At 52.9% G+C, this 12,991-nt stretch carries 14 protein-coding genes and 1 pseudogene; 6 read left to right on the top strand and 9 right to left on the bottom strand.

Annotated elements, in window-relative coordinates; all coding sequences use genetic code 11:
* Positions 1–26: 26 nt before the first annotated feature.
* Positions 27–1,085, top strand: a complete 1,059-nt coding sequence (gene cobT / locus MRY16398_RS09605) for a nicotinate-nucleotide--dimethylbenzimidazole phosphoribosyltransferase (RefSeq protein ID WP_125124231.1) — start codon at positions 27–29, stop codon at positions 1,083–1,085.
* A 74-nt stretch (positions 1,086–1,159) separates the two neighbouring features.
* Here cobT and MRY16398_RS09610 read toward each other — a convergent pair whose 3' ends face one another.
* Entirely contained in the window at positions 1,160–1,471 is a 312-nt protein-coding gene (locus tag MRY16398_RS09610) for an ArsR/SmtB family transcription factor (protein WP_041851883.1), read from the bottom strand.
* A 241-nt stretch (positions 1,472–1,712) separates the two neighbouring features.
* Between MRY16398_RS09610 and fusA the strand changes: the two genes are divergently transcribed.
* From fusA to MRY16398_RS30885, 3 genes and pseudogenes are all read left to right on the top strand, one after another.
* Positions 1,713–3,815 carry an elongation factor G gene (gene fusA, locus MRY16398_RS09615; RefSeq protein WP_125124232.1) on the top strand — a complete coding sequence of 701 codons (2,103 nt, stop codon included), beginning with the start codon at positions 1,713–1,715 and terminating at the stop codon, positions 3,813–3,815.
* Between the two features lie 160 nt (positions 3,816–3,975).
* Positions 3,976–4,413: an IS200/IS605 family transposase gene (gene tnpA, locus MRY16398_RS09620; RefSeq protein WP_125124233.1), complete on the top strand. Its 438-nt coding sequence runs from the start codon at positions 3,976–3,978 to the stop codon at positions 4,411–4,413.
* A gap of 37 nt (positions 4,414–4,450) precedes the next feature.
* A pseudogene (locus MRY16398_RS30885) lies at positions 4,451–4,819 on the top strand (transposase domain-containing protein); the annotation flags it as partial.
* A 190-nt stretch (positions 4,820–5,009) separates the two neighbouring features.
* On the opposite strand, the gene MRY16398_RS09625 reads toward MRY16398_RS30885, so the two are convergent.
* The 4 genes from MRY16398_RS09625 to MRY16398_RS09640 form a co-directional block, all read right to left on the bottom strand.
* Positions 5,010–6,422, bottom strand: coding sequence for a hypothetical protein (locus MRY16398_RS09625; protein WP_125124234.1), 1,413 nt, complete (start codon positions 6,420–6,422; stop codon positions 5,010–5,012).
* Positions 6,423–6,588: 166 nt separating this feature from the next.
* The gene (locus tag MRY16398_RS09630) at positions 6,589–7,089 is read right to left on the bottom strand and encodes a DUF4865 family protein (protein WP_125124235.1); all 501 of its coding nucleotides are present in this window, start codon (positions 7,087–7,089) and stop codon (positions 6,589–6,591) included.
* A complete protein-coding gene (locus tag MRY16398_RS09635) occupies positions 7,089–7,475 on the bottom strand; it encodes a tautomerase family protein (protein WP_041851880.1) in 387 nt (128 codons plus the stop codon). The genes MRY16398_RS09630 and MRY16398_RS09635 overlap by 1 nt, the downstream gene beginning before the upstream one ends.
* 4 nt (positions 7,476–7,479) lie before the next feature.
* Complete coding sequence (locus tag MRY16398_RS09640; protein ID WP_079496371.1) at positions 7,480–7,782, bottom strand: carboxymuconolactone decarboxylase family protein; 303 nt, start codon at positions 7,780–7,782, stop codon at positions 7,480–7,482.
* 100 nt (positions 7,783–7,882) lie between these two features.
* Here MRY16398_RS09640 and MRY16398_RS09645 point away from each other — a divergent pair, with 100 nt between their 5' ends.
* Together MRY16398_RS09645 and MRY16398_RS09650 are read left to right on the top strand one after the other, a co-directional pair.
* Positions 7,883–8,767, top strand: coding sequence for a LysR substrate-binding domain-containing protein (locus MRY16398_RS09645; protein WP_079496372.1), 885 nt, complete (start codon positions 7,883–7,885; stop codon positions 8,765–8,767).
* Between the two features lie 148 nt (positions 8,768–8,915).
* Positions 8,916–9,941 carry an LLM class flavin-dependent oxidoreductase gene (locus MRY16398_RS09650; protein ID WP_079496373.1) on the top strand — a complete coding sequence of 342 codons (1,026 nt, stop codon included), beginning with the start codon at positions 8,916–8,918 and terminating at the stop codon, positions 9,939–9,941.
* A 54-nt stretch (positions 9,942–9,995) separates the two neighbouring features.
* On the opposite strand, the gene MRY16398_RS09655 is transcribed toward MRY16398_RS09650, so the two are convergent.
* From MRY16398_RS09655 to MRY16398_RS09675, 4 genes are all read right to left on the bottom strand, one after another.
* Positions 9,996–10,331, bottom strand: coding sequence for a gamma-glutamylcyclotransferase family protein (locus tag MRY16398_RS09655; RefSeq protein WP_041851877.1), 336 nt, complete (start codon positions 10,329–10,331; stop codon positions 9,996–9,998).
* Between the two features lie 126 nt (positions 10,332–10,457).
* On the bottom strand, positions 10,458–10,748 hold the full coding sequence (locus MRY16398_RS09660; RefSeq protein ID WP_079496374.1) for a DUF3601 domain-containing protein: 291 nt from the start codon (positions 10,746–10,748) through the stop codon (positions 10,458–10,460).
* Between the two features lie 257 nt (positions 10,749–11,005).
* The gene (locus MRY16398_RS09665) at positions 11,006–11,545 is read right to left on the bottom strand and encodes an ester cyclase (protein ID WP_079496546.1); all 540 of its coding nucleotides are present in this window, start codon (positions 11,543–11,545) and stop codon (positions 11,006–11,008) included.
* Positions 11,546–11,843: 298 nt separating this feature from the next.
* On the bottom strand, positions 11,844–12,953 hold the full coding sequence (locus tag MRY16398_RS09675; protein ID WP_125124236.1) for an alkene reductase: 1,110 nt from the start codon (positions 12,951–12,953) through the stop codon (positions 11,844–11,846).
* Positions 12,954–12,991: the final 38 nt, after the last annotated feature.

Genomic DNA, 12,991 nt, shown 5'->3' on the forward strand with positions numbered 1-12,991 from the left:
GCGCCTTACCACTACTGAGAATTCCTATGCAAACACTGACTTCGTTACTGGCAGCAATTCCCGCGCTCGATCAGGGTGCGATGGCGCAGGCGCAACAGCATATTGATGGGCTACTCAAGCCGCCCGGAAGCCTGGGGCGTCTGGAGTCGCTGGCGGTGCAGCTTGCCGGGATGCCGGGGTTAGGCGGCAAACCACAGTCCGGAAAGAAGGCCATTATCGTGATGTGCGCCGACCACGGCGTCTGGCACGAAGGGGTGGCGATTTCACCGCAAGTGGTGACGGCTATTCAGGCGGCGAATATGACGCAGGGCACCACCGGTGTTTGCGTGCTGGCAGCGCAGGCCGGGGCGAAAGTGCATGTGCTGGATGTCGGTATCGACAGCGATCCGATTCCCGGCGTTATCAATATGAAAGTCGCGCGTGGCAGTAATAACATAGCCCAGGGGCCGGCAATGAGTACCGCGCAAGCGCAGGAACTGCTGCTGGAAACCATTCGCTATACCCGCGAACAGGCGGCTGATGGCGTGCAGCTTTTTGGCGTGGGCGAGCTGGGTATGGCGAACACCACACCAGCGGCGGCGATTGTCAGCGTGCTGACCGGGGAAGCGCCGGAGTTGGTTGTGGGCATTGGCGCAAATTTGCCTGAGTCGCAGCTTGGACATAAAGCGCAGGTGGTGCGTCGCGCCATTGAGGTTAACCAGCCTGATGCAAACAATGGGTTGGATGTGCTGGCGAAAGTCGGTGGTTTTGACCTGCTGGGGATGACTGGCGTAATGATCGGTGCCGCGTCATGCGGCCTGCCGGTGGTGCTGGATGGGTTCTTATCCTATGCCTCGGCGCTGGCGGCGTGCCGTATCGAGCCGAAAGTGAAGGATTATCTGATCCCGTCGCATCTTTCGGCGGAGAAAGGCGCGCGTATCGCCCTGCAAAACCTCGGTCTGGAGCCGTATCTCAATATGGGGATGCGTCTGGGCGAGGGCAGCGGCGCGGCATTAGCCATGCAACTGGTGGATGCCGCCTGCGCCATGCACAACAAGATGGGAACGCTGGCTAACAGCAATATTGTGTTGCCCGAAAGTAAGTAAAATGTCCCCGGTGGCGCGATGCTTACCGGGGCTACATGACGTGTTCGCGTCCCTCTCCTTAGGGGAGGGGGGGCTTACCTTCCCGCCTGCATCACCTGCAACAACGTATCCAGCAGCCCAGGAAAACGGGCGTCCAGGTCTTCCCTGCGTAACGAAATCATATTTTCCCGCCCCTGCGGACGCTGCCAGACCACGCCGCTGTCGCGCAGCACGCGCCAGTGATGGGTCATGGTGGACTTTGCCACATCCTCCGGGCGCAACGCATTGCAACTCAACTCACTGCCATCGGCGAGCCGCTTGATCATCGCCAGACGCAAAGGGTTACCAAGGGCGAAAAGGACGTTTTCCAGCAATATTTGTTCGGTATCGGGGTGGTTCGCAATCATAGTTTTCCTGAGTCGGCGGTTGCTCTGCTCATCATGAGCAGCAGCCCGTATCGGCGGCTGGCCGGTAATATACCCGATGCGTACAGGCACGGCTATGCGCCATGCATCAGGACCAACAATCTCAATGATAGCGCAAAATTTAAAAATAGTACTAGAATACTCGTACAATTGGACTATTATAGTTTGCGAAACCTAACCGGCCATATCGGCCATTTATTGTCAAACTGACTAAGGACGCATCATGCCCCGACCCATCCCCCTCGAACGTTATCGCAACATCGGTATCTCCGCGCACATCGATGCCGGTAAAACGACAACCACAGAACGCATCCTGTTTTACACCGGGATGAGCCACAAACTGGGTGAAGTACACGATGGCGCGGCAACAACCGACTGGATGGAACAGGAGCAAGAGCGCGGGATTACCATTACGTCCGCGGCGGTAAGCTGCTTCTGGCCAGGTATGGACAGAGGTTATGAGCCGCATCGCATCAATATCATCGACACCCCAGGGCACGTGGATTTCACCATTGAAGTGGAACGTTCCATGCGTGTACTGGATGGCGCAGTGATGGTTTATGACTCCGTTGGCGGCGTACAACCGCAGTCGGAAACCGTCTGGCGGCAGGCCAACAAATACCATGTGCCGCGCCTGGCGTTCGTCAACAAAATGGACCGCCCCGGCGCGGATTTCTTCCGCGTGGTGCAGATGATGATTGACCGCCTGAAAGCGAACCCGGTGCCGATTGTTATCCCTATCGGTGCGGAAGAGCATTTCACCGGTGTGGTGGACCTCATCAAAATGCGCGCTATTGTCTGGGACGACGCCACACAGGGTATGACCTTTAGCTATGCGCCTGTGCCGGATGATTTGCTGGTCACCGCCCAGGAGTGGCGTGAAAAAATGGTCTCTGCGGCGGCCGAAGCCAGCGATGAGCTGATGGACAAATATCTGGAAACGGGCGATCTGGACGAAGCGGAAATCATCGCCGGGCTGCGTAAACGCACCGTGGCCGGGGAAATCCAGCCGATGCTGTGCGGTAGCGCCTTTAAAAACAAAGGTGTGCAGCGCATGCTCGACGCGGTGATTGAGCTGATGCCGTCGCCGCTGGATATTCCGGCGATTCAGGGCGTGGACGAAAAAGGCCAGCCTGCGCAACGTCATCCGAACGATGATGAGCCGTTCTCGGCTCTGGCGTTCAAACTGATGACCGACCCGTACGTGGGTCAACTGACCTTTATCCGTGTCTATTCCGGCGTGCTGAAAAAAGGCGACGCGGTATGGAACCCGGTGAAAGGTAAAAAAGAGCGTATTGGTCGTATCGTGCAGATGCATGCCAACGATCGCCATGAAGTCGACGAGCTGCGGGCGGGCGATATTGCCGCCTGTGTGGGGCTAAAAGATGTGACCACCGGCGACACCCTGAGCGATCCGGATGCGGTGATAACCCTGGAGCGCATGGAGTTTCCGGAGCCGGTGATTTCGCTGGCGATTGAGCCGAAAACCAAAGCGGACCAGGAAAAAATGGGTATCGCCTTACAGCGCCTGGCGTCTGAAGACCCGTCGTTCCGTCTGCACACTGACGAAGAGTCCGGGCAGACCATTATTTCCGGGATGGGTGAGTTACACCTGGAAATTATCGTCGACCGTATGAAACGTGAGTTTGGCGTGGAAGCGAATATTGGGCGTCCGCAGGTCACTTACCGCGAGACACTGCGTAAAGCGGTGAAAGAGATTGAAGGGAAATTTGTGCGCCAGTCCGGCGGTAAAGGGCAGTACGGACATGTTGTGCTGAGCCTTGAACCGCTGGAGCCGGGCAGTGGCTTCGTGTTTGAAGATGCCACCAAAGGCGGCGTGGTGCCGCGCGAGTACATTCCGTCTGTGGAAAAAGGGCTGCGCGAAGCCATGAACAACGGCGTGCTGGCGGGTTATCCGATGGTGGACGTAAAAGCGACCCTGACATTTGGTTCGTATCACGACGTCGACTCCTCGGAAATGGCCTTCCGTATGGCGGCGATCTTCGGTTTTAAAGATGGCGCGCGCAAAGCGGACCCGGCGATCCTTGAGCCGATTATGCATGTGGAAGTGGAAACGCCGGAAGAGTACGCCGGGAATATCATGGGCGATCTCTCTTCCCGTCGCGGGATGGTGCAGGGCATGGAAGAGCGCTTCGGTAGCCAGATTATCCGCGCTGACGTGCCGCTGGCGGAGATGTTTGGTTACTCCACCACGCTGCGTTCCATGTCGCAGGGCCGCGCGACCTACAGCATGGAGTTCCACCATTACGCGGAAGCCCCGCGCAATGTGGCGGACGATATCATTGCCAGTCGCGCCAAAGCGTAACCTGTTGGCTGTAACTCAAAACCCCGCTCCGGCGGGGTTTTTTATCCCTGCATGAACACCACCTCCTATGGAGGTGGTCAGCAATAAGTTGGCTCTGCCAGTAATGCTACTCATGGGAAAATCCGAATCTTTTATCCACATAACTGATAAGGATTTAACCATGAGTAGATTCCAGAAAGCATCTCATGCGCTCTGGTGTTGTCAATATCATATCGTATGGACACCCAAGTACCGATTTCGCATCCTTAGGAACAATGTTGGAAAAGAGGTCTATAAGCAGATAAGGATCTCAAGTGAGCAGCTCGGGATAGAAGTAGTGGAGCTGAATGTCCAGATAGACCATGTCCATTTGCTGGTAAAAGTGCCTCCACGGCTTTCGATTTCCCATGTAATAGGGCACTTAAAGGGTAAAACAGCCCTTCGATTGTTCAGTAAATTTCCCAACTTGCGTAAGAACAAGCTGTGGGGGAATCATTTTTGGGCAAGAGGTTATTGTGTCGATAGCGTAGGTATAAACGAAGAAATGATAAGAAAGTACGTGAAGTATCAGGAAACACAGGAAGTTGAAGAGAGCCAGCTTCCACTGAAAGAAGTGTGAAGGGAAGGCTCTCTGAGTCTGGACTTAGTGCGCTCCTATGGGGCGAAATCAATGCCACCTGCTATGCAGGTGGTTTTTTACGCTTTCGATCTGGCTTGACGATACGCAGACCTGGGCTGAACACGCTTTACTTTCCTGTTTTCAGCATGCCTTTCCCCCTAAGCGGATTTATCAATGCTTGATTCCGCTAATAAGGCCAGTATCCGTAAACTTAAGTTCCCCTGAAAACTCGTGGTATGGCTGATTGTGGGCATGTACTTTGGCCGTTTCCTCCGCCAGTTCCATGGCCCGGCTCATCGGTGAACTGTTTCATGAACTGTTCATGTCGATGGTTGTGCCCTGGACTCAACAGGAGAATAAGAATGGCCTTTGGCAAGATCTGCGGCTCTTTACAGTTGATGGCACATCAGAAATTCCCTCGTTTTGCTGCTTAATCTGGCGCTGTGTTCAGGGAGGAAATCACAGTTATCCCGCTATGAAAGAGAAAACAGCCCAAAGAAAGGGCCGTTCGAATTACAAAAATCTGTATCCCTTACGCTCAAAACATCTTAAGGGAATGGTGTTACGCTATTGAGGTTTTTATGTAGTAGGGTTGCTTAAGCAGGATACTGTTTCTCTAGAAATGCTTGATATGCTTCATATTTTTTATTCCCTTTTTTAATTGTGGTGACAGACCAGGCAAAACTTTGCTCGTTGTGCCTGATATCAAAAACCCACTCAGTAGGAATGCTGCGAACTGGCTGTTTTTTTTCCATTTCGTGCATCACGGCACTTAATGCGACCTGGTCGATAAACCATGGGTAATTGCCCTGAGCAAAGTTGCTGCGCAAAAAGAGGGACACTTTTTTGATATAACTTGTCGACTGCTCTTTGCCACCCAACCACACGAATCCACCGATAATACTTTCCCAGAAGGGAGACACTTCAGGTTTGTTTACCAATAGATCATTATCTTCAACCCAATTACTAATCTCTTTCCATGGTTTACGAATTAAACTGTCTGCATCGACAATTAACACCGGTGTTGACAATAACTTTAGAGCATGCTCAGCGAAAATAAATCGCTTGGATGCGTAAGCGGTTTTTTTATTTTCGTCTTGTGCGACAACCTCTGATGTACATGAAATATTCAATTCCGGGAATCTGTTTGCATATTTTTTGATGTCTGTAAGGATATCATTGTTTATATTATAGATATGGAAATGGAGATTTAATTCACCCTTATTGGTATGATAAATAGAACGCATCAGATGAATAGCATGTTTTTCGTAATACCCAAGGTCACAGCAAACCAAAATAGTAGTATTTTCGTTCGCTTTTGCTGGTGGTATGGCAATAATATATTCATCCTGAGGAATGGTTAGGTTGTTGTTAAATAAGCTTTTGAAGTCGATATAGTCTTCCGGAATACCACCGTTCTTGTAAATGGTAGACACAGTCATAAGCAGCGCTAACGGGTCTTCACCAATTAGATCAGGGTCCGCTATCAGTATTTTTACCAACGCTAAAGCATCTTCATAATTCTCTTCAATGTTCGAAATGAGCAACATAATCTTGAGAATGTCCGGAGAATGCAGCAAGTGTTCACTGTTTTTGCTTACCAGTTCAATAACGCTTTCAATATCGCCCACACGAAATAATACTTTGATAGCTATTTCCAGATATTCGAGATTTGGGTGGTATTCCAGTGCGGCAAGAATGCAATTTTTAATGGAAGTAATATAATCTTGTGGGAGTTTGGTCTGTTGTCCATGCCAGACATTATCTAATGCAAGATTCGACATGCCAATGGCTAATAGTATTTTCTTTAGACCCTTGTCATGCTTTTCCGGGAGGCCTGAGTCAATAGAAAGTATATTTTGATAAAGCGAGAATAAATCCAGGGAGCGGAGATACGTAAACTCAATTATTTTCATCAAGGGTAAGTTACCCGTTTCTGATATTTTCAATTGAACAGTATAAACATCCCGGTAGTATTGATGCATTGTCTTCGTGCGATAATATTCCATGTGTTTCCCGTATCTCCTGATGATTAATTTTATTGACGCTCCCTGGGACTGAGCGCGAAATTGAGACATTATAAAATTGTAACAGACACATACGAGGGCAAAGAGACGAACTAAGGCCGAAAGGCTCGCTATTCATGACGATAACTGTACTGATATGCCGCCTTGCTTATCCGCCTGCCGCCACATACCCAACCCGGTAATTCTCGCAATCCGCCTGCGGCGCAGCGCCAGGATACACTTGCAACCCTTGCCAGCGGCTCACATCCCACGCGCAAAGTTGCCCCTCCAGCGCCAGGGTCGCCAGGTTACTGTGTGCAGTAATTGGCTGCTTTCTCATCGACAGCCAGGCAGCATTGCGCACCTCATTAATATCGGGCAGATGCAGCGCCAGCCAGGTATCAATTTGCGGCCAGCCAAAATCCTCTGTCAGCTTTTTAAAGCCGGAGCTCTGTAAAAAACGCGCCATCGCTTCGGGATTTCTCCAGACATACAGCGGCGCATAGCGATTCTCAGCGCAATGCGCGTCCTCACGCCGGGAAAAGAGATACGCCTTAACCAGCAGGCCAGGGAAACCGTCCAGTTTCGCGCCGTTCTCCCGGATGCGTGTCTCAATCACCGCCATGTCGTAGTCGGCAGGCAGAGTAAAGCGGTATTGCATCACAATCATCACGCCTCCTCCGACAACAACCGACCCTGGCTGAAACTCCATTCGTCGGCGGTATTAAACTGGATCATCACCATCACATCATCCGGGTGAATATTCAGCGCGCTTTGTAGCCGTTGGCAGAGTACGCGGCAGAGATTTTGCTTCTGCTCAGGCGTGCGGGGTTTCCCCGCGAGAATATGAAACTGAATGAAATTATCGCTGCGCCCGCCGCTTTTATAGTGGCGGTCAAACACGCGCTGGTTGACCGGTAGCGCTTCAAATACCTGAAAACGGTCACCGGACGGAACGGAAAATTCGTCCTCCAACGTCTGCTGCAGGATGTCGGAAATCTGCGTGATCTGCGCGTCGCTATACCCCTGGCGCAAAGTGATACGGGTGAAGGGCATACGCTTACTCCTCTTCCAGACAACCGAGGGCGGACACCGCCGCAGGCCAGCCCGCGTAGAACGCCAGGTGGGTGAAGGCTTCGGCTATCTCTTCACGGCTCAGGCCATTTTGCCGTGCGAAATTAATATGCCAGGGAAGCTGCTGCACGCGGCCCAGCGCCGTCAGCGCACCCAGTGTGACCAGGCTGCGCTCGCGTGGAGAAAGCGCCTCCCGTTGCCAGATATCATTGAACAGCACGTCCTGACTCAGTTCGGCCAGCTTCGGCGCAACGCGGGCCAGGGTTTCACGATCGAGGGATTTAGCCATGGTTTTCTCTCCGTATTGACAGTGAAGCGATTCTGGCGTCATAGTTTCGTCCTGAAAATCAAATTATCCACGACTAACCATCCCGTATTTCAGGACGATAATGGACAAACTTCCCTTAACGCTCGACCTCGACGCGCTGCGCAGTTTTGTAACCGGCATTGAGTGCGGCAGCTTTGCGCTGGCGGCAAGCCGCTTGTGCCGCTCGACCTCAGCGGTAAGCGCACAGCTTAAAAAGCTGGAACAGCAGTGCGATGCCGAACTGGTGATGAAGCAGGGCCGCCACCTGGCATTAACCCGCAATGGCGAGATCCTGATGGGCTACGCCCGTCGTCTGCTGGCGCTTAATGACGAGGCGCAGCGGGCATTGAAAGGCGAGCTGCTACAGGGGGAGATCCGTATTGGTATGCAGGAAGACTTTGGCGAATCGCTGATGCCCGGCATTCTGGGCGAGTTCAGGCGCCACCATCCGGGGCTGCGGATCATCGCCCGGGTGGATCGCAATCAGGCGCTGCTCTCGGCGCTGGATGACGACGCCCTGGATATGGCACTTTTGTGGCAATCGGAAAACAGCCCGCGCGAGGGGAAACTTCTCGGCCAGTGTCAGCTTGAGTGGATACAGCATCCGGAAATGGATATTAGCGCGCTGCTGGCACAGGGCGAGCCATTGCCGCTGGTGATGTTTGACAACCCGTGCCTGATGCGCTCACGCGCCATCGCCTGCCTGGATCGGGCGGGTATTCCCTGGCGCGTGGTGTTTGTCAGCCACAGTCTGAGCGGTATCTGGGCGGCGGTGCAGGCGGGGCTCGGCATCACGCTACGCACGCGTGTCGGGATGCCCGTTCATCTTCGCGTAGCGGGAAGTACGCTGCCATCGCCGGGCAATCTGGGGATTATGCTGGCGCACGGGCACGGGAATGTGGCAGATACCGGTGCGCGAGCGAAGCTGGGGGAACTGATGGAAGCGGCGTTGTTGAATGTGAAATAAGCGGTTTCCCGCAGGTTAGTCAATTAATTTGATGCATTATGTTAAACAAACGATATTTATTCTCATCGGGTAATGCGTAGAGTAGTGACCATCAAAGGCAGTGAGGTTATTTGCTGCCGACATATCCCTGAGAATAAGGACCCACGTCATGAAGAAGATTGGATTTTTGTCATTTGGTCACTGGACGCCGTCGCCGCAGTCGGGAACCCGTTCGGCCGCTGACGCGCTGCTGCAATCCATCGATCTGGCGGTTGCCGCCGAAGAACTCGGAGCCGATGGCGCTTATTTCAGGGTGCACCATTTTGCGCGCCAGTTAAGCTCGCCGTTCCCGCTGCTGGCGGCAATTGGGGCGAAAACGAGCAACATTGAAATTGGCACGGGCGTTATCGACATGCGCTACGAGAACCCGCTCTATATGGCAGAAGACGCGGGTGCGGCCGATTTGATCTCCGGTGGGCGTTTGCAACTGGGCATCAGCCGTGGCTCCCCGGAGCAGGTTATTGATGGCTGGCGCTACTTTGGCTACGTCCCCTCTGAGGGGGAAAACGAGTCAGATATGGCACGTCGCCACACTGAAGTGCTGCTGGATGTGCTGCGCGGTGAAGGTTTCGCGAAACCCAATCCGCAACCGATGTTCCCAAACCCGCCGGGCTTGCTGCGTCCTGAGCCTTTTTCCGACGGGCTGCGTGAGCGTATCTGGTGGGGCGCAGGCTCTAACGCCACCGCAGTATGGGCGGCGAAGCTGGGGATGAACCTGCAAAGCTCGACGTTGAAAGATGATGAAACCGGCGAGCCGTTCCACATTCAGCAGGCAAAACAGATCCGCGCCTATCGAGAAGCCTGGGCGGAAGCGGGGCACTCCCGTACGCCACGCGTTTCGGTCAGCCGCAGTATTTTTGCCCTGATGAACGATCGGGACCGGATGTATTTCGGCTCAGGCCGTGATGACAGCGATAAAGTCGGTTTCCTCGACGAGAAAACCCGAGCGATTTTCGGGCGCAGCTTTGCCGCCGAGCCGGACAAGCTTGTTGAACAGTTGAAACAGGATGAGGCGATTGCCGAAGCAGACACCTTATTGCTGACGGTGCCGAATCAACTGGGCGTGGAGTACAACGTGCATGTGATTGAGTCCATTCTGAAACATGTTGCTCCAGCGATGGGCTGGCGCGATTAAAAAGCAATAACGCCTCGCACTGTGCAAACAGGCGAGGCGTTACATTCACATCGCTTACGGCTGCGTTTGCGGTTGTAGCTGATAAATCCATGCGCTGAGCTGCTCACCATTTGTGGTGATGACGTCAACCTCAACGCGATCGTAGCCATCTTCAAATTCATCCAGCATTGGCCAGTGCGCCTCAAGATTATCTGAGGTAAACAGGTAACCCTGAACCTGCGGCCCGTTTTTGTGTAACACAATCCCCGGAAAATCCGCTGCTGCACCCCAGCCGCGTTCATAAAACGTGCCCGTCACATAACCCGGCAGCCATTCACCACCAATGTTTTCCAGAATATAAGCATTAGAGTGACCCGGACGTAGTGTCCCGTAGACAAACAAGCGTTCCATTTTCCCTCGTTAGCTGACGCAATATTGCCCCTCAATGGGGAAGAAATGTCTTCAAAATAAGAGGTTATCACGTGCGTCGCAACCCGTTCTTCATCGCGTTTTATTATCACTCTGCGGCGCGACGTATCACCAGAACTGCCACCACGGGTTATGTTCAACAAAATACTGGTCGAGATGTTCAGTGATATGGCTTTGTTCTTCCGGGATAGCCTGTAATCTCACCTGCACGACCTTTCCTTTGATTTTGAAAAACAGCGACAGCCCACTTTCATACGCCAAAAAACTGGAACCAACAAACTTCCAGACTTCACCTTCAAAACGGGTGGCTCCGTCGTAATCGACGAAGGTTTTCGCCACCTTATAATATTTACCGGCAACGAGGTGTGCGTAGGCTTGTTTGAGCTGGCGGGTGTCCATGTGGTGGGTTCCTTTGCTTGACGTTGGCAATAATAGGCGAGAAGAGAGGAATGATCATCGGCGAGGTCGAATAATAGGTTGTATGCGCAAAATGTCTGGACGTTAGCTGGGAGCGAAGAATTGAGCAGAGCGTGCACCTCTGCCCCTTATTTATCGCCACCTTGCGCGGTGTCGGCGTGCAGATGCCAGGGACGGATATTGAAATATTTCAACCCTTGCCAAAATGCCTGACAATATCACCGCTCCGGGCAGCCATTTTATAACACGCCCAGTTGTTTCATCAGGGTCAGGTTATCTTCAAGATGCCAGTTCGCAATAATTTTATTGTTCCTGACCTGATAGATATCCGTCGCGATAAAATCAACCTTCTGGCCTGTACCTTTCAATTTGCCGAAGGTTCCCGTGAAATGCCCGCGAAAATGAAGGTGCGATACCACGCGATCGCCTGCAATGATCATCTGCTCAACCTCGCAACTCAGATCCGGGACGGCGGTACGGAAGGCACGTGAGGCCAGAAGCGCGCCTTCTGGTCCCTGTTTGCGCCCCTCGGGCGGTGTCTTATCGACAAAATTATCGGCCAATGCCTCACGGGCCAGGGCTTCATCGCCCGTATTCCAGAATGTTGCGTAACGTCTCGCGACAGTTTCAAGCATCGCCACGTGTGCGGAAGATAACTGGCTTTCCGCAATCAATTCATGGGGTTTTACCAGTTCAAGCGGTGCAGAAAACACAGCGCTGGCCATGGGTAGAAGCATAAGTGCCGCCAGTCGTTGAGGATAAAGCGTCAACTTTTTCATAAGAATGTCCTTTTTGTTGCCTAAGGGAAACAGGTGACTCGGGCGCATTTCAGCAGCCTGTGGGTGTAACGTCAGGATTAGTTAATCAGCGCGCCGCCTTCGATATCCAGTAGGGTTCCGGTGACAAACGGATTGTACATAACAAACAGATAGCTTTTGCGATGTCCCTGGCCTGCATCCGCTTTCCGCTGTCCCGTCCTGCAAGGATTAGGCTTTCTCCCTGTTCAGCGAGAGCGCCAGCCACGGCAAAGCCAATGCCGGAAGCTCCGCCGATGATTACTGTTTTTTCACCATCCTGTTACGTCTCGTCAGTTTTATAAAATGGGTAATCGGTATAGCCTGCGCTGTTTCCACCAAAAAGCGTGGCGGGATCGCTTATGGTCGCTAATGGAAGGTTATTCCTGAGCCGGTACGGCAGGTCAGGGTTGGCAATGAACGGACGGCCAAAGGCAAACAGGTCGGCCAGCCCCGCCTTAAGGAGTTTGTCCACTTTGTTCAGGGTATAATTTCCAGCGACAATAAGGGTACCGCTAAAGGTGGCGCGTAAAGTTTCACGAAAATCAGCAGGTACCTGTGGGGCATCGTCCCAGTCAGCCTCTGCCAGGTGGATATAGGCGATACCTTTCTTTTCACACCATGCAGCCAGCGCGAGGATCGCCTCAGTCACCTGCGGGTCGTTCATTCCGCGCTGGGTGATGAATGGGGAAAGGCGTATGCCCGTGCGCGTATTGCCGATGGCGTCGCTGATGGCATCCAGCACCTCCTGCGCAAAACGGATCCGGTTAGCCAGGCTGCCGCCGTACTCATCGGTACGTTTGTTCGATGTCCGGCGAAGAAACTGATCGATCAGGTAACCATTACCGCCATGTACCTCAACACCATCAAATCCGGCGTTAATGGCGTTTAATGCGGCCTGCCGATAATCAGCAATAATCTGCTGAATATCGGTATGCTCAAGTGCCCGCGGCTGCGGGCAGTCAACCATATGTCCTTTCCCCTGCTCATCAACAACCCATACCTGAGCATCGGGCGCGAGTGCAGACGGCGCGACAGGTTTACCATCCTCATGGAAACCCGCATATGACATGCGCCCAACGTGCCAGAGCTGGGAAAAGATAATCCCTCCGGCACGGTGAACGGCTTCTGCGCTCAATCGCCATCCTTCAACTTGTTCAGCGGAGTGCAGACCTGGCGTCCAGGAGTATCCCTGGCCCTGCGGTGAAATCTGCGTGGCTTCGGTAATGATCAAACCCGCGCTGGCGCGCTGCTGGTAATACGCCGCCATTAATGCGGAAGGAACGTTTCCCGGCTGTAACGCCCGCGCCCGGGTCATTGGTGCCATTACGATCCGGTTTTTCAGGCTCAGAGCCTTTAAGTGGTAGCTGTCAAAAAGTGTCCGATTTTGCATTTTCTGTCCCCCGTAATGTATCTGTGAAAATACTTTAC

Source organism: Phytobacter sp. MRY16-398, from assembly GCF_003925915.1.
In the GTDB taxonomy this organism is placed as follows: Bacteria; Pseudomonadota; Gammaproteobacteria; order Enterobacterales; family Enterobacteriaceae; genus Phytobacter; species Phytobacter diazotrophicus.